Here is a 15,558-nt window from a genome sequence, read left to right on the forward strand (position 1 = left end):
GGGGCGGCCTGGAACTTCCAGCCCGCCCCACGCTCGTGCCCATGGCTCAGCGCCGCCTCTTGGGACGCAGGCCGACACCATCAGCCCGTCCGGCGATGGAGGACGAGGCCGTCCAGGGCGAAAAGGGAGGTCTGAGCGCACAGACTCCAGCAAGGCACGCTGCACCCCGGACACACTCCTCAGGCACAGCCTCCAGCAAGGCACGCTGCACTCCGGGCACACTCCTCAGGCACCGCTCAGCCACTCAACCGGTCAAGCACAGCGCAGCGCCACCGTTCCGTCTCGGCGATCTGGTTGAACGTGAAGAGGTGCAGGCCCGCCACTCCCGCCGAGGGCGCGGTGAGCGCCTCGGCGCCGCGGGCGAGCAGCCTGTCGGGCGAGTAGCCACCGGGCGCCGCGAAACGCAGGAACCAGGAGGCGTGCCTGGTCAGAAAGCGGGTCGACTCCCCCACGCCGATCTTCGCCGCCATGGACAGCAGCTTCGCCCGCTGCACGGGCCCCGCGACGCCCACGTGGACGGGCAGGGTGACGTCGCGGCGACGAATCCGTCCGACCCAGTCACCCAGCACACGCGGGTCGAAGCACAGGTTGCTCACGATGTACGTGGCGTGCGCGTGCTTGTCCCACATCGCCTGGATGGTCAGATCGTCGTGGATGAGCGGGTGACTCTCGGGATAACCGGTGATGCCGACATGGGCGAAGGGGCTGCCCAGCTCGCTCAGCCTGCGCAGCACCGGTAGTGCCCCGTCGTAGGCCCCGGCCGGCGGATGGGCGTCGCCCGCCGGGACAAAGACGTCGTCGACGCCCGCCTCCCGAAGCCGGTCGACGACCTCCTTCAGGTGCGCGTCGTCCCGCAACAGGCGCGCGGGCACGTGCGGGACGACGCGGTAGCCGTGCCCGGTGAGCCGGGTCGACAGGTCGAGCGTCGGCTCCAGGCCTTTGACCGGCGACGCCGTCACGGTGACGGCGACATCGCGCGGGACATGCGCGAGCACCTTGTCCTCGGTCGCCTTCGCGGGCAGCACCTCGTAGCGGACGCTGTGCAGCAGCGCCCGGAATCCCTCGGCGCCCAAGGTCTACCCGACCTGCTTGTGGGCGTCGCGGTGCCGGTAGTACGCCGCCTTGGAGGGGGCCAGCGGCTCCTTGCCGAGGATGAGGTCGGCCGCCTTCTCCGCGATCATCATCACCGGTGCGTAGATGTTGCCGTTGGTGACATAGGGCATCACGGACGCGTCGACGACACGCAGTCCCTCCACGCCGTGCACGCGCATGCTGGCGGGGTCGACCACGGACATCTCGTCGGTGCCCATCTTGCAGGTGCAGGAGGGGTGCAGGGCGGTCTCGCCCTCCTTCGCGACCCAGGCGAGGATCTCCTCGTCGGACTCCACGGACGGTCCGGGCGAGATCTCCCCGTCGTTGTACGGGGCGAGGGCGGGCTGGTTGAGGAGCTTGCGGGCAACGCGGATCGACTCGACCCACTCGCGGCGGTCCTGTTCGGTGGACAGGTAGTTGAAGCGCAGCGCCGGGTGCTCGTCGGGGTCCTTGCTCTTGATCTTCACCGAGCCGATGGCATCGGAGTACATGGGCCCTACGTGCACCTGGTAGCCGTGCCCGCCGGAGGGCGAGGAGCCGTCGTAGCGGACCGCGATGGGCAGGAAGTGGAACATCAGATTGGGGTAGTCCACGTCCTCGTTGCTCCGGGCGAAGCCACCTGCCTCGAAGTGGTTGGTCGAGGCGGGGCCCTTGCGGAAGAGCCACTGCAGGCCGATGAAGGGGGCGCGCCACTTCGCCATGTACGGCTGCATGGAGACGGGCTGCTTGCAGGCGTACTGGATGTACACCTCCAGGTGGTCCTGCATGTTCTCGCCGACGCCCGGGAGGTCGTGGACGACGTCGATGCCGAGCGCGCTCAGTTCCTCGGCGTTGCCGACGCCGGACAGCTGGAGCAGCTGCGGGGAGTTGATCGCGCCGCCGCAGAGAATGACCTCGCGGGCGCGCACCTGCTGGGGCTTGCCGCGGCCGCGCCGGTACTCGACTCCGACGGCCCGCTTGCCCTCGAAGAGGACACGGGTGACCAGGGCGCGGGTGGTGACGGTGAGGTTGGGCCGCTTCCTCGCGGGCTTGAGGTACGCCTTCGAGGCCGACAGACGGCGTCCCCGGTGGACGTTGCGGTCGAAGGGGGCGAAGCCCTCCTGCTGGTAGCCGTTGACGTCGTCGGTGCGGGGGTAGCCCGCCTCCTGAACGGCCTTGAGGAAAGCCGTGAACAGCGGGTTGGAGGCGGGGCCGCGCTCAAGGACGAGAGGGCCGTCGTGGCCGCGGAACTCGTCGTCGGGGTCGGCCGCGAGACAGTTCTCCATGCGCTTGAAGTACGGCAGACAGTGCGCGTAGTCCCAGGTCTGCATGCCGGCGTCGGCGGCCCAGCGCTCGTAGTCCATGGGGTTGCCGCGCTGGAAGATCATGCCGTTGATGCTGCTCGATCCGCCCAGTACCTTGCCGCGCGCGTGGTAGACACGCCGGTCGCCCATGTGGGGCTCGGGTTCGGACTCGTACTTCCAGTCGTAGAACCGGCTGCCGATCGGGTACGTCAGCGCCGCGGGCATGTGGATGAAGACATCCCACGGATAGTCGGGGCGGCCGGCCTCCAGGACCAGCACCTGGTTGCCCGGGTCGGCGGAGAGTCGGTTCGCCAGTGCGCTGCCGGCCGATCCACCGCCGACGATGACGAAGTCGTATTGCAGGGGAGCCATGGTGCCTCGTCTCGCTCGCGCCGTAGATACGCGTGGCATGCTAGTACGAGTATCGCTATGCGCACTAGGTTGCGAGCCACGCAACTTGCAGGGTCTAGGTTTCATCCCGGTTACTTGCGCTGGTGTTGTTTACTGCGCGTATAGTTTCGCTATGAGCAACTACGGTCCAGATACTGAAACGACAGGTTCTCAGTCCGGCGGGGTGCAGTCCGTCGACCGCGCCATCAGCGTGCTGGAGATCCTGGCCCAGCGCGGCGAGGCCGGCGTCAGCGAGGTGGCCGGCGAGATCGATGTTCACAAGTCGACCGCGTTCCGCCTGCTCGGCGCCCTGGAGGCGCGCGGTCTGGTGGAGCAGGCGGGCGAGCGCGGCAAGTACCGGCTCGGCTTCGGCATCGTACGCCTGGCCGGCGCGGTCACGGGGCGCATCGACATCACCCAGCAGGGCCGCCCGGTCTGCGAGCGCCTCGCCGACGAGATCGGCGAGACCGTCAACATCGCCGTGATGCAGGAGCACTTCGCGATCAACCTCTACCAGGTGCGCGGTCCGGGGGCCGTCACCGCGCACAACTGGGTCGGGCAGCTGACCCCGTTGCACGCCACCTCCAGCGGCAAGATCCTGCTGGCCCACCTGCCCGCCAAGGAGCGCGCCGCGCTGCTGTCCGAGGCCGGCCTGAAGAAGGTGACGCCGCACACCCTGACCTCGAAGACGAAGCTCGAGAAGAATCTCGCCGAGGCTCGGGAGCGTGGCTACTCCTGGACCCTTGAGGAGCTGGAGATCGGGCTCCACGCCATGGCCGCACCGATCCGCGACCGGGACGGAGAGGTCATCGCGGCGCTCAGCGCCTCCGGGCCCTCGTACCGGTTCACCGAGGAGCGCCTGCACGAGCTCGCTCCGGTGCTGGTCAAGGGCGCGGAGGAGATCAGTCACCGGATGGGCTACCTGGGCTGAGCGACCGTGCCCGCGTCGCCATCGACGACCGCGTCGGCCGCCGGGCCCCGGGCGCCGGCCCGCCGAGAACCGCCGCTACTGCGACTGCCCCGTCCCGAGACGCTCCTGGACCCAGTCGTGGAACTCGCCGATGTGGTGCTCGCTGGGCACCAGTACGCCGCCCTTGGCGTACAGCCGGGAGCTCATCGCGGGCTGACAGCGCTCGCACGCGTCGAAGTCCTGCCGGTTGACGCGGTCGAAGAGCTCCACCGACCGGCTGACGTCCTTGCCGCTCTCGACCACGTGCTTGAGGTAGAGCCAGTCGCACTCGACAATCGTGCGGTCCGGCGCGACCGGGTACATCCGGTGGAAGATCACATGGTCGGGCACGAGGTTGATGAACACCTGCGGCCTGACGGTGATCGCGTAGTAGCGCCGGTCCTGATCCTCGGAGACCCCCGGAATGCGGTCCAGGCCCTCGGAGCCGTCGACGGTGAAACCCTTGATCTCGGCACCGAACTCCGCGCCGTGCCCCACGTAGTACTGAGCGGCGTACCCGTCGGCGAACTCCGGGAGTACTTCGGTGAGTTCGGGGTGGATCGTGGCGCAGTGGTAGCACTCCATGAAGTTCTCGACGATCAGCTTCCAGTTCGCCTTGACGTCATAGACGATCCGCTTGCCGACCTCAAGGTTCTCCACGTCGTATCGCTCGATCGACTCGGTGTCGCCGAGGCGTGCTACGACCTCTTCTACGACCTCCTCGAAAGGAGGCGGGTTCTTCGCGAGGCACACCCACACATAGCCGAGCCACTCACGGGTCGCCACGCTCGCCAGCCCGTACTCCGTGCGGCTGATGTCGGGCATCTTGGTGAGGTTGGGCGCCGCGACGAGTTTGCCCGTCAGGTCGTACGTCCAGGCGTGGTACGGACACTGGAAGGCGCGCTTGACCTCGCCGGCCTCCTCCGTGCAGAGCTTGGCCCCGCGGTGCCGGCACACGTTGAAGAAGGCGCGGACGGAATTGTCCCGCGCGCGCGTGATCAGGATGCTCTCGCGGCCCACCTCCACGGTCCGGAAGGCGCCGGGCCTGGCCAGATCCGAGGAGCGCACGGCGCAGAACCACATCGTTTCGAAGATGCGCTCCTGCTCCTGGGCGAAGATCCCCGGATCCGTGTAGGAGGAGCCGGGGAGGGTGGCGATCAGGCTGTCGGGCAGGCTGGTCGAGGTCACAGTGCACTCCTCGGAGAACGTCGTGGATCGGTCATTCACGCGCCGGGAAGAGCGACTCCGGACGGTGTTGTGCATGGAGCAACGCTGCGTGCTATACGCAACTGCAGCATGAAATGCCGCATCGGTGGTGTCAAGATGTCGCGGCGCTGAGCTGCTTGCGCCAGCGCATGAACAGCCGCGGCTGGTTCATCGCGAGCACGGCGACCGGATGCCCGCCGCGCCGGTACACGGCCAGAAAACTGCGGTCGCCCGGGGCGCCTTCCTCGACCGTCACACTGTCGGCACCGGCCGAGTGACCGACGAACTGGATCTTCACGCCGTACTGGTCCGACCAGAAGTACGGCGGCCGGGGCACGCCCGGTTCCGCCGCACCCGACGACAGCAGCGTGGCCATGGCCGCGTCGGGCCGCTCCCGCGCACCGGTCCAGTGCTCGACGCGGCGGTGGATCCCCGCGTGGGGGTCGTACCAGGAGGCGCAGTCACCGACCGCGACCACACCGGCCAGGCTGGTGCGGCCGTCCGCACCGCACTTGACGCCGTTGTCGAGCACGACGCCGGATCCTTCCAGCCACTCGACGCACGGGCGCGCGCCCACACCGACGACGACGATGTCGGCGGGGATACTGCGGCCGTCCTCGAGCAGGACGGCGTCGACCCTCCCCCCGACTCCGTCCGGCGGGACCCCCATCTCGCTTCGCTCGTCCCCGCTCAGCCCTTTGACCCCCACACCGCACAACAGCCGTACGCCATGGTCCGCGTGGAGCGCGGAGACGATGCCGCCCATGGACTCGCCGAGCGGTCCGGCGAGCGGCGTGGGCGCCGCCTCGACCACCGTCACATCGAGTCCGAGAGCGTACGCGGTGGAGGCGACCTCGGCGCCGATGAATCCGCCGCCGATCACGACCAGCCGTCCGCCCCGGGTCAGTTCGTCCCGCAGGGCGCGGGCGTCGTCCAGGGTGCGCAGTGAGTGCACTCCGGCCAGACCCTCCGTACCCGGCAGAATCCGCGCGGCGGCGCCGGTCGCGATGACGACGCCGTCGGCCCGGACCTCCCGGCCGTCGGCGAGCCGCACTGCGCGGTGCGCACGGTCGAGTCCCGTGGCGCGGGCGCCGAGCAGCCACTCGGCGTGCAGGTCCTCGTCGTCCGTCTCCAGCGCGAGATCCGCTTCGCCGACGCCACCGGCCAGGAACTCCTTGGACAGCGGCGGCCTGTCGTACGGGCGGTGCGGTTCGTCGCCGATGACGACCAGCCGCCCGTCGTACCCCCGTTTGCGCAACGAGCGCGCCGCCGACAGACCGGCCAGCGAGGCACCCACCACGACCACTGTCCTCACGCGGGACCTCCGGCGAGCCGGGACGCGATGCAGGGCGGCAGGTTGGGGGCCTCCGTGGACGGCTGGACGTAGATCATCCCGTCCTCGACGAAAACCTCGTGCGTGCGGACCGGGCGCTTGGCCGGCGGAGCGTCGACGGCTCCGGTCCGGAGGTCGAACTTCGAGGCATGCAGCGGGCATTCCACCTCACAGCCCTCCAGCCAGCCGTCGGCGAGCGAGGCGTCCTGGTGGGTGCAGGTGTCGTCGATGGCGAAGACCTCGCCGTCATCGGTGTGGAACACCGAAACCGGCGGATCGATGTCGAGCCGGTAGGCCTCGCCTCGCGGCAGATCCACGAGAAGGCACGCGGGAATCATCATGACACCTCGGTGCGTATAGCGAAACGGATTGCGGTAAGCGCAACGCCAGTTTGAGGGCGCCCCCAAACCCTTGTCAAGGCATCCAGAGGACAGGCCGACCGCTTGTTCATCGTTGCTCCTTACGCAACTCTATGCACCATAGACAACACATCGCCTGAAGGAGCTCGAGGTGGCGATCAGCGTCTTCGACCTGTTCAGGTGGGTATCGGGCCGTCGGGCTCACACACCGTGGGGCCCATGAAGGCCGCCCGTCCGTTCGTCACCGGGCTGCACGAGGACGGCCCGCCGCCCCGCGCCTCCTCGGTCCGGGCAGAACTCTTCGGATCGCTCGGCGCCACCGGTCACGGCCACGGCAGTGGCAAGGGGTGCACCGGATCCACGAGGCCGGCCGGCCGCGGCCGCTGGGCCGCCAGGAGGTTGAATTCCGCGAGCGCGAGCACCTGGTGGTGCACCGCCGCCGCACGCTGCCGCTCCACCCCGACGGCATGCTGCTCACCGCCAGGAACCGCGACGGCGGCGAGCTGAGGGCGCGCACGTCCTACTCGGTGGGCGCGGTTTCGTCGTCGACGAGAGCGCGCCGGGCGCCGACCGCGTCAAGCCCGATGGCACACCCGTACGGCTCCCCCTCGCCTCGGCGTCCGAACTGCTGCTGCGCGCCCACGAGTCCGGACTGCCGATCAGCGGGGGAAGGTGAAGTACAAGGAGACCTCGCGCGGGGGCCCCGCCGTCAACGTCATCGAGTGCGGGGACGCCATCGAGCGGTGAGGCGGGACGAGGCCGCCGTGCGGTCAGAATCCGCGGTCGATCCACTCCTGGAGGTGCGGGGCCTCGGCGGCGATGGTGGTCATCTCCCCGTGGCCGGTGTGCACGACGGTGTCGCCCGGCAGACTCAGCAGCCGGTCCCGGATCGAGTCGACGATGGTGCCGAAGTCGCTGTACGACCTTCCCGTCGCCCCGGGCCCGCCCGCGAAGAGCGTGTCACCGCTGAAGAGCGCCTTCAGACCCGGCGCGTACAGGCAGACAGCGCCGGGGGCGTGGCCGGGAGTGTGCAGCACGGTCAGCTCGACACCCGCCACCGTGACGACCTGGCCGTCGGCCAGTTCGCCGTCGGGTGTCCGCTCCGGGTGTGTCTGCTTCCACAGCGGCAGGTCGTCGCCGTGGAGCAGGATCGGAGCGCCGGTACGGGCGGCGAGTTCGGGCGCGGCGTCGATGTGGTCGTTGTGGGCGTGGGTGCACACGATGGCCCGCAGAGTGCGCCCGCCGAGCGCTTCGGCTACGGCGTCGGCGTCGTGTGCGGCGTCGATGACAAGGGCCTCGGTGTCGTCACCGATGATCCAGACGTTGTTGTCGACGTCCCAGGTGCCACCGTCCAGGGAGAAAGTCCCCGAGGTCACGAGATGCTCGATGCGGGCACCGGCCGGGCCGGACATCAGAAGACCACCACCGAGCGCAGCACATCGCCGCCGTGCATCCGCTCGAAGGCCTTCTCGACCTCGTCAAGGGCGATGGTCTCGGTCACAAAGGCGTCCAGATCCAGTCGGCCCTGCAGATGGAGGTCGATGAGCATCGGGAAGTCGCGGGAGGGCAGGCAGTCGCCGTACCAGGACGACTTCAGTGCGCCACCCCGGCCGAAGACGTCGAGCAGGGGCAGTTCGAGCTTCATCTCCGGGGTCGGTACGCCGACGAGGACGACCGTGCCCGCCAGGTCGCGGGCGTAGAAGGCCTGCTTGTACGTCTCCGGCCGCCCGACCGCCTCGATCACCACATCGGCGCCGAACCCACCGGTCAGTTCGCGGACGGCCTCCACCGGATCGCTCTGCTTGGAGTTGACGGTGTGGGTCGCGCCGATCTTCTTCGCGGTTTCGAGCTTCCGCTCGTCGATGTCCACAGCGATGATCTTCGCCGCGCCCGCGAGCCGGGCCCCGGCGATCGCCGCGTCGCCGACACCACCGCAGCCGATGACCGCCACGCTGTCACCACGTCCGACGTTGCCGGTGTTGATGGCCGCGCCGATGCCCGCCATCACCCCGCAGCCCAGCAGTCCGGCGACGGCAGCCGACGCGGCCCGGTCGACCTTCGTGCACTGACCCGCCGCCACCAGCGTCTTCTCCGCGAACGCACCGATACCCAGGGCCGGAGACAGCTCGGTGCCGTCGGCCAAGGTCATCTTCTGCTTCGCGTTGTGCGTGTTGAAGCAGTACCACGGCCGTCCGCGCAGACAGGCCCGGCACTGCCCGCACACCGCGCGCCAGTTGAGGATGACGAAGTCACCCGCGGCGACCTCGGTGACGCCCTCCCCCACCGACTCCACGACACCCGCGGCCTCGTGACCCAGCAGGAACGGGAAGTCGTCGTTGATGCCGCCCTCGCGATAGTGCAGATCGGTGTGACAGACCCCGCAGGCCTCGATCTTCACGAGCGCCTCACCCGGGCCGGGATCGGGCACGATGATCGTTTCCAGGCTGACGGGGGCGCCCTTCCCCCGTGCGACGACACCACGGACCTGGTGAGACATTGCCACTCCTCAGCTGGTTCAAGACCCGAGTCGAATGTTGCTCATTACGGCACGCATCTCACGTGTCGCAACACAGCATCGTGGAGGGCCGAGCGGGGGTCAAGGATTCGACGCACAGAACGACTCAGTCCGAGTGGCCCCGGTCGATCAACAGCGAGGCCTCCCACGCACCGCCCACCACCATGTCGTTGAACCGCCAGCCCGCCCGGCCCCATTCACCGTGGCCCAGCCGACGGCCGGCCCACCCAGGTCAGGGAGGTGCGTAGCGACGTCCTCGCCGGCCTCCGTAAGGCGCCCATGAGCGGCGTGCTCAACCTCGAAGCCGAAAACCGACCCATACGAAAAGGGCCCTTACAGGTGTTCACCTGTGAGGACCCTTCGCACCGTCGGGACGACAGGATGTGAACCTGAGACCCCTCGACCCCCAGTTGCGGGAGCCACTGAGCGGCGTGCGACGGACCGTTCTTCGAGGTCACTGTCCCGCGTACTCAGCCAGGTAAGGAGTCTGTGCACTCAGCCTCCGCCGGGCAACCTCGTCGCCTCACGCACCGCCTTCCGCTGATCGAGGGGAGCCGCTGCGAGCTCCGGCGCTTCCCTCGTCGTGCGGTCTCGGCGATATAGGCGATGACCGGAACCCAGGACGACGGCGACGAGCTCGTCGAGCCCGCCCTCGTACCGACCGCCACCCATACGCTCCCGGCCGGAGCCGACTCATGAAGGCCACACTCGCCCAGCTACGACCGGTCCACGTGGTGGACGTCGGCCTGCATCCCTGCCAACGTCCCACCGACACGCCCCACACCCAGCTCGGTGTGCACGCCGTGCGCGCCGCGCTCACCGACGCCGGCCCGGAGTGGAACCAGTTCCAGACCGCGTACACCGGCACCCCCACCACCGCCATGGGCCTGTCCCGCCCGATGTACCGGCGTTGGGCACCAGCGGCATCCTCACGGCTCAGGAAGAGAACGCCTCGGCCTCCGGCTCGACCGCGTTCCGTCAAGCGTGCATCGAGGTCACTGGCAGCCTGGCCGACGGCGCCACCGGAGTCCGTAAGCCACTGAACTTCTCTCCCCACAGCGGTGGAGGACGGTGTCGGTGTCTGAAGGACCTGGGACCACAACGCGCTGCCGGCCTGCTGGTCGGAGATCGGGTGGTGCCCGTTTGTCTCGACCAGTCCGGGCTCTCGCACTGCGCCCGTATGGCCCGCCCCGGGTCGCCCGTGGCACTCACCGTCGCCGCTCCGCTCATCGCTGAAGCCGCTGATCAGTCCTTGCGCAGGACGTGCACGACGCAGACCGCTCCGACGCCGACCATGTGGGCCAAGGCGGTGCGCGCCTGGGGGTGTTGACGGTTCCCGGCTTCGCCGCGGAGTTGAGTGGTGATCTCGGCGATCTGGCCGACGCCCGTCGGGCCGATGGGATGCCCCATCGACAGCAGGCCGCCGGAAGCGCTGACCGCCACGCGGCCGCCGATGTCGAATTCGCCGGCCTCCAGGGCCGCGGCGGCCTGTCCCGGTTTGGACAGGCCCATGGCCTCGATGTACAGCAGCTCTTCCACGGTGAAGGCGTCGTGCAGCTCCACCAGGTCCAGGTCCGTGGCGGGCACGCCCGCCTCGGCCAGCGCCTGCGCAGTGGTCTCGCGGGTGAGGGCCGCGTCGAAGTTCTCGCCGTCGTAGACGGTCTCGGAGCGGGCCGCCGACGCCAGTACGGTGACCGCCCGGTCGCGGTCCAGGCCGAGGCGGGCGATGGCGTCGTCGGAGGCGACGATCACAGCGGCGGCGCCTTCCCCGACCGGACAGCACTGCAGCCGGGTCAGCGCGCCGCTGATCCGAGGCGGGGCGAGCACCTCGTCCAGCGTGCGGGCCTTGCGGCGCTGGGCGTTGGGGTTGAGCGCGCCGTTGCGGCTGTTCTTGACCGCGACCGCGGCGATCTGCTCGGGGGTGGCGCCATGATCGTGCATGTAGCGGGCCGCCAGCAGCGCGAAGTGGGTGAACGGCACCACCCGGCCGTCGACCAGGTCGTGCAGTCCGGCGGCCTGTTGCGCGGAGGTGCGGTTCAACGGCTTGTCGACCCCGACCGCGATCGCCACGTCGGCCAGGCCGGCCGCGACCTCGATGCACGCCTGGCGGAACGCGGACGAGCCGGAGGCCGAAGCGTTCTCCACCTGGACCATGGGGATGCCGGTGGCGCGCAGGTGCCGATACATCAGGCGGGACAGGCCCATGGCGGTGGTGGCGGTGCCGGTGTACGCGGTCTCGACCTCGTTCCACTCCAGGCCGGCGTCGGTGAGCGCGGCGCGCACGGCGTGCACACCGAGCTGGGTGTAGGGGGTCTCGCTGAGCCGCTGGTAGGGGTGCAGACCGACGCCCACCACGCGGACAGGTCGCAGCTGGGCGAGTGTGGCGCTCATGAGGCGGCTCCGGTCGAGGATGCGGCGATGGTCGGTACGAAGGCGGGCTCGACGACCTGGGCGCCGTCGTCCTGGGTTGCGGTGACCGCCCATGTCGCCGAGACGGGGTCGCCGATGCCTACCCCGTCGGCGTCGGGGCCCAGAGTGCCGCGGATCAGGGGCCCGTCGTCGAGCCGGATCTCGGCGATGGTGAAAGGCACCGGGGGCTGTCCGCGGTGGAGATGGACCTGTGCGAGGGAGTGGACGGTCCCACTGGCCGCGACCGGAATCGGGAGCAGGCGCTCGGCTGCGGCCCCGCAGGCCTCGCAGCCGATCCCCAGCGGTGGGAAGTACACACGTCCGCACTCGGAGCATGTGGTGCCGTTGAGGATCGGCGGATCAGCCTCCACGTCATAGAGGCCGGGGTGGGCAGGCGTTCGCATCATGTTTCCTCCGCGCAACTTACTTGTTAAGGCACCAACAAGTTAGTACGGTGTGGGCATGTCGTCCAGCGCATCGACACATTCGACTCCGGACCCCGCCTCCCCCGAGCACCACGCGAAGCCGGCCGTCCTCGGCCGGTCGAGCAGGGCGGGCGCCCTCGGCGGCGAAGCCACGTGGGGCGGCGCAGCCAGGCCGAGCGGACATTCCTGGATGCCGCCATCAGGCTGTTCGGCCGTCGGGGCTGTCGGCCAGACCTCACGGGCCGAGGTGGGTGAGGAAACCGGCTACGGCCGTGAGCTCGCCTGGTCGGCCAACTGCGCGGCATCAGCGACCAGTTACTGATCGACCCCGATGACGCCGGCGTGGACGCCACACGCACCACCAGCACGCAGTTCGTTCATCACGCATTGACCCCCGATCCGGCAGAGCCGCCGAAGGAGTAGAGGTCTTGATGGAACCCGAGCGAGGTACACCGGAGTACTGGGCACGCATCCGGCCGGACGCGCCCGCGGTCATTCACGGGGACACCGTGATGACCTACCGCGAATGGAACGACAAAGCGGACCGAGTCGCGAAAGGTCTGGCCGCACTGGGCCTGGGCCAAGGCGACCGGCTGGGAATACGTTTCCGGCTGGGCATCGAGTGGTTCGTCATCCAGCGGGCGCTGCAGAAGCTCGGCGTCCCTCAGGTCGCGGTCAACTGGAAGCTCACTCCGGACGAGGCGTTCTACATCATCGCTGACAGCGGGGCCAGGGGCCTGGCGTGCAACGACGCCGACGTCACGGGATGGGACCGCCCCGATGTCGGCCTCCTGATCACCGTGGGGCAGTCGGCCGACGCTCCTGGCGTTCGCTACGAGGACCTGCTGGACACTCCGGTCACCGAACCCCGGTTCGGTCCGCTTCGACCGAACCTGGTGCTGTACACCTCGGGCACCACCGGCGCTCCCCGCGGGGTGCCGCCGCTCGACCGCTCCACGATCAAGGACGTGGAGCGGCTGATGCGCTACACCGCCTCGGTCGCCGCCGTCCCGCCCCGCCCCGACTCCTGCGTCACCCTGCTGACCTTGCCGGTGCATCACGGTGCGGGTCCGAAGGAGGCGGCCGACACCTGCGCCGAGGGCGGCACGGTGGTCGTCCTGGATCCCTACGACGCCGAAGAGGCGCTGCGACTGATCGACCGGCACAAGGTGCAGGTGTGGTCGACGGTGCCCACCATGCTGCTGCGCATCCAGAATCTGCCCGGCCACGTCCTGGACCGCTACGACCTGTCCTCGCTCACCGCGCTGAGCACCGGCGCGGCGGCGGTCCCGCAGTCGCTGAAGGAATGGCTCGTCGACCGCCTCGGCGAGGGCGTCCTGTGGGAGGCCTACGGCGCCAGCGAAGCAGGGATGATCTCCTACGCCCGGCCGGAGTACCAGCTGACCAAGCCCGGCACCAGCGGCATCCCCTACGAGGGCGTGGACATCGCCATCGTCGACGAGCACTGGAACCGGCTGCCACCCGGTGAGGCCGGGGAGATCGCCGTCAACACCCCGGTGGTCATCAGCAGTTACCTCGGCCGCGACAAGCTCGATGAGGATGCGGTCAAGGACGGCTTCTACCGCACCGGAGACATCGGTCACCTGGATGAAGACGGCTTCCTGTTCATCACCGACCGCATCAAAGACATGATCGTCGCCGGTGGGGTCAACATCTATCCCGCCGAGATCGAAAAAATCCTCGTCCAGCACCCCGCCGTGCTCGACGCCGCTGTGATCGGCATCCCCCAGGACGACTTCGGTGAGCAGCCCATGGCGTTCGTCGTCGCCGATCCGGCTGCCGAGCCGAGCGAAAAGGACCTCCTGGCGTTCCTGGACGGCCGCCTCGCCTCCTACAAGAGGCCCCGTCGGTTCGCCTTCGTCGAGGAGCTGCCCGTGAGCCCGATGGGCAAGGTGCAAAAGCACGTGCTGAGGGCTCCGTACTGGAAGGGACGCGAGCGCCGTGTCTGACCCCACCGCTTCAGGCCCCACCCCGGCGTCGTTGCCCGAACTGCTGGATCTGCGCGGCCAGGTGGCGCTGGTCACCGGCGCGGGCCAGGGCGTGGGCGCGGCGACCGCACGGTATCTGGCCGCGCAGGGCGCCGCCGTGGCCGTCAACGACTTCCGGGCCGAGCGGGCCGAGGCCGTCGCCCGGGAGATCCGGGAGGAGGGCGGTACGGCCATTGCCGTGCAAGCCGACGTCACCGACTTCGCCGCCGTCGAGGCGATAGTGAAACGGGTGACGGGCGAACTCGGTCCGGTCACCGTTCTGGTCAACAACGCCGGCAACGCCGGCGCCGGCCCCGCGGCGGACGAGCGCGCTCCGTTCTGGGAGAGCGACCCGTCGGCGTGGGAGCCGTTCGTGGCGGTGAACCTGGACGGCGTGCTGGCCTGTTGCCGCTCGGTCATCCCCGGCATGATCCAGGCCGGGCACGGGCGGCTGATCACCATCATCAGCGACGCAGGCCGCGTCGGCGAGGCCGGTCTGGAGGCCTACTCCGCGGCCAAGGCCGGCGCCGCCGGTCTGATGCGCGCACTGGCGCGCAGCGTCGGCCGCTACGGCATCACCGCCAACAGCGTCGCGATCGGCATCACCAACACCCCGGCCATGGCGCACGCTCTCCAGGACGCCGACCTGACCCGCCGAGTGCTGTCGAACTACCTCATCCGCCGTGTCGGCGAACCCACCGACGCGGCCGCCATGGTGACGTTCCTCGCCTCCCGGGCCGGAAGCTGGATCACCGGGCAGACCTATCCCGTCAACGGAGGCTTCAGTGTCAGCCAGTAACCCTTCTCAGTCAGCCAGTACCAAGGCCGCGCAACCCAGCGGGGACGACGCCATCCTCACCGAACGCCACGGCGAGCACATCCTGATCATCCGGATGAACCGCCCACACCGGCGCAACGCCTTCGACGGCGCCACCGCACAGGCGCTGGAAGCGGTGATCGACGCCTACGAGGAAGACGACCAACTGCGCTGCGCCGTCCTGACCGGCTCCGACATCGTGTTCTCGTCCGGCCAGGACCTCATCGCCGCCGTCCACAACGACAAGGGCGCCACCAAGCGCCGCGGCGGGTTCGGGATCATGGGCCAGCCGCCGACGAAACCGATCATCGCCGCAGTCGAAGGGCATGCCCTGGCCGGCGGCCTGGAACTGTGCCTGGCCTGCGACCTGGTCGTGTCCTCGCGCACCGCGACGATGGGCATCCCCGAAGCGGCCAAGTCGCTCGTGGCGGTGGGCGGCGGCTGTTTCCGGCTGCCCAAGCGGATCCCCTACCACCTGGCCATGGAACTGGCGATCACCGGCAAGGCCTGGCCCGCCACCCGCTTCGCGGAACTCGGCCTGGTCAACAAGCTCACCGAACCCGGACAGGCCCTGGCCGGCGCGCTCGAACTGGCTCAGGAAGTCCTGGCGGCCGGACCGCTGGCGGTGCGCGCGAGCAAGCAGATCGTCCAGCACGCCTATGACTGGGTCGAATCCGACGCCTGGAGCAAACAGATGGAATACGCGGCCCCCGTGATGGCCTCCGAAGACCTACAGGAGGGCCTGCGCGCCTTCGCCGAGAAGCGCCCCGCGGTGTGGAAGGGACGCTGACC

14 protein-coding genes and 2 pseudogenes are annotated in these 15,558 nt (G+C 69.3%); 7 read left to right on the forward strand and 9 right to left on the reverse strand.

Translation table 11 applies throughout. The features are described 5' to 3' along the window. Nucleotides 1–236 precede the first annotated feature (236 nt). Together AB0D27_RS24275 and betA are read right to left on the reverse strand one after the other, a co-directional pair. Nucleotides 237–1,073, reverse strand: a complete 837-nt coding sequence (locus tag AB0D27_RS24275; RefSeq protein ID WP_362512383.1) for a 5,10-methylenetetrahydrofolate reductase — start codon at nt 1,071–1,073, stop codon at nt 237–239. Between the two features lie 3 nt (nt 1,074–1,076). Further along, a complete protein-coding gene (gene betA, locus AB0D27_RS24280) occupies nt 1,077–2,747 on the reverse strand; it encodes a choline dehydrogenase (RefSeq protein ID WP_362512386.1) in 1,671 nt (556 codons plus the stop codon). Between the two features lie 151 nt (nt 2,748–2,898). Here betA and AB0D27_RS24285 point away from each other — a divergent pair, with 151 nt between their 5' ends. Then, a complete protein-coding gene (locus tag AB0D27_RS24285; RefSeq protein WP_362512389.1) occupies nt 2,899–3,696 on the forward strand; it encodes an IclR family transcriptional regulator in 798 nt (265 codons plus the stop codon). Between the two features lie 75 nt (nt 3,697–3,771). Here AB0D27_RS24285 and AB0D27_RS24290 read toward each other — a convergent pair whose 3' ends face one another. The 3 genes from AB0D27_RS24290 to AB0D27_RS24300 form a co-directional block, all read right to left on the reverse strand. Beyond that, nucleotides 3,772–4,902 carry an aromatic ring-hydroxylating dioxygenase subunit alpha gene (locus AB0D27_RS24290; protein ID WP_362512392.1) on the reverse strand — a complete coding sequence of 377 codons (1,131 nt, stop codon included), beginning with the start codon at nt 4,900–4,902 and terminating at the stop codon, nt 3,772–3,774. A 130-nt stretch (nt 4,903–5,032) separates the two neighbouring features. Further along, on the reverse strand, nt 5,033–6,235 hold the full coding sequence (locus tag AB0D27_RS24295) for an FAD-dependent oxidoreductase (protein WP_362512395.1): 1,203 nt from the start codon (nt 6,233–6,235) through the stop codon (nt 5,033–5,035). Further along, nucleotides 6,232–6,594 (reverse strand): bifunctional 3-phenylpropionate/cinnamic acid dioxygenase ferredoxin subunit, encoded by a 363-nt coding sequence (locus AB0D27_RS24300; protein WP_362512398.1) that lies wholly within the window; start codon nt 6,592–6,594, stop codon nt 6,232–6,234. Before AB0D27_RS24300 ends, AB0D27_RS24295 begins: the two co-directional genes overlap by 4 nt. Nucleotides 6,595–6,792: 198 nt before the next feature. Between AB0D27_RS24300 and AB0D27_RS24305 the strand changes: the two are divergent. Together AB0D27_RS24305 and AB0D27_RS24310 are read left to right on the forward strand one after the other, a co-directional pair. Next, nucleotides 6,793–6,948, forward strand: a pseudogene (locus AB0D27_RS24305) (serine dehydratase beta chain); the annotation flags it as partial. Between the two features lie 11 nt (nt 6,949–6,959). Beyond that, nucleotides 6,960–7,136: pseudogene (locus AB0D27_RS24310) on the forward strand (serine dehydratase beta chain); the annotation flags it as partial. 246 nt (nt 7,137–7,382) lie between these two features. On the opposite strand, the gene AB0D27_RS24315 reads toward AB0D27_RS24310, so the two are convergent. The 4 genes from AB0D27_RS24315 to AB0D27_RS24330 all read right to left on the reverse strand — a co-directional run bounded on the left by AB0D27_RS24315 (nt 7,383) and on the right by AB0D27_RS24330 (nt 11,943). Continuing rightward, nucleotides 7,383–8,024, reverse strand: coding sequence for an MBL fold metallo-hydrolase (locus tag AB0D27_RS24315; RefSeq protein ID WP_362512401.1), 642 nt, complete (start codon nt 8,022–8,024; stop codon nt 7,383–7,385). Beyond that, nucleotides 8,024–9,109 (reverse strand): S-(hydroxymethyl)mycothiol dehydrogenase, encoded by a 1,086-nt coding sequence (locus tag AB0D27_RS24320; RefSeq protein ID WP_362512404.1) that lies wholly within the window; start codon nt 9,107–9,109, stop codon nt 8,024–8,026. Before AB0D27_RS24320 ends, AB0D27_RS24315 begins: the two co-directional genes overlap by 1 nt. Nucleotides 9,110–10,372: 1,263 nt before the next feature. Continuing rightward, nucleotides 10,373–11,518 (reverse strand): thiolase family protein, encoded by a 1,146-nt coding sequence (locus tag AB0D27_RS24325; RefSeq protein WP_362512407.1) that lies wholly within the window; start codon nt 11,516–11,518, stop codon nt 10,373–10,375. Further along, nucleotides 11,515–11,943 carry a zinc ribbon domain-containing protein gene (locus tag AB0D27_RS24330; protein WP_362512410.1) on the reverse strand — a complete coding sequence of 143 codons (429 nt, stop codon included), beginning with the start codon at nt 11,941–11,943 and terminating at the stop codon, nt 11,515–11,517. The genes AB0D27_RS24325 and AB0D27_RS24330 overlap by 4 nt, the downstream gene beginning before the upstream one ends. Before the next feature lie 55 nt (nt 11,944–11,998). Between AB0D27_RS24330 and AB0D27_RS24335 the strand changes: the two genes are divergently transcribed. The 4 genes from AB0D27_RS24335 (at nt 11,999) to AB0D27_RS24350 (ending at nt 15,556) form a co-directional block, all read left to right on the forward strand. Next, nucleotides 11,999–12,283, forward strand: a complete 285-nt coding sequence (locus tag AB0D27_RS24335; RefSeq protein WP_362512413.1) for a hypothetical protein — start codon at nt 11,999–12,001, stop codon at nt 12,281–12,283. Between the two features lie 109 nt (nt 12,284–12,392). Further along, nucleotides 12,393–13,931, forward strand: a complete 1,539-nt coding sequence (locus AB0D27_RS24340; protein ID WP_362512416.1) for an AMP-binding protein — start codon at nt 12,393–12,395, stop codon at nt 13,929–13,931. Continuing rightward, nucleotides 13,924–14,748, forward strand: a complete 825-nt coding sequence (locus AB0D27_RS24345; RefSeq protein WP_362512419.1) for an SDR family oxidoreductase — start codon at nt 13,924–13,926, stop codon at nt 14,746–14,748. The genes AB0D27_RS24340 and AB0D27_RS24345 overlap by 8 nt, the downstream gene beginning before the upstream one ends. Further along, nucleotides 14,735–15,556 carry a crotonase/enoyl-CoA hydratase family protein gene (locus AB0D27_RS24350; RefSeq protein ID WP_362512422.1) on the forward strand — a complete coding sequence of 274 codons (822 nt, stop codon included), beginning with the start codon at nt 14,735–14,737 and terminating at the stop codon, nt 15,554–15,556. The genes AB0D27_RS24345 and AB0D27_RS24350 overlap by 14 nt, the downstream gene beginning before the upstream one ends. Nucleotides 15,557–15,558 lie beyond the last annotated feature (2 nt).

Source organism: Streptomyces sp. NPDC048415, assembly GCF_040651675.1.
GTDB lineage: Bacteria > Actinomycetota > Actinomycetes > Streptomycetales > Streptomycetaceae > Streptomyces.

What these genes read in the sequence shown, in the direction of transcription:
- AB0D27_RS24330 (WP_362512410.1), bottom strand. Translation starts at nt 11,943, where the DNA reads ATGATGCGAACGCCTGCCCACCCCGGCCTCTATGACGTGGAGGCTGAT.
- betA (WP_362512386.1), bottom strand. Translation starts at nt 2,747, where the DNA reads ATGGCTCCCCTGCAATACGACTTCGTCATCGTCGGCGGTGGATCGGCC.
- AB0D27_RS24315 (WP_362512401.1), bottom strand. Translation starts at nt 8,024, where the DNA reads ATGTCCGGCCCGGCCGGTGCCCGCATCGAGCATCTCGTGACCTCGGGG.
- AB0D27_RS24320 (WP_362512404.1), bottom strand. Translation starts at nt 9,109, where the DNA reads ATGTCTCACCAGGTCCGTGGTGTCGTCGCACGGGGGAAGGGCGCCCCC.
- AB0D27_RS24335 (WP_362512413.1), top strand. Translation starts at nt 11,999, where the DNA reads ATGTCGTCCAGCGCATCGACACATTCGACTCCGGACCCCGCCTCCCCC.
- AB0D27_RS24300 (WP_362512398.1), bottom strand. Translation starts at nt 6,594, where the DNA reads ATGATGATTCCCGCGTGCCTTCTCGTGGATCTGCCGCGAGGCGAGGCC.
- AB0D27_RS24325 (WP_362512407.1), bottom strand. Translation starts at nt 11,518, where the DNA reads ATGAGCGCCACACTCGCCCAGCTGCGACCTGTCCGCGTGGTGGGCGTC.
- AB0D27_RS24285 (WP_362512389.1), top strand. Translation starts at nt 2,899, where the DNA reads ATGAGCAACTACGGTCCAGATACTGAAACGACAGGTTCTCAGTCCGGC.
- AB0D27_RS24340 (WP_362512416.1), top strand. Translation starts at nt 12,393, where the DNA reads ATGGAACCCGAGCGAGGTACACCGGAGTACTGGGCACGCATCCGGCCG.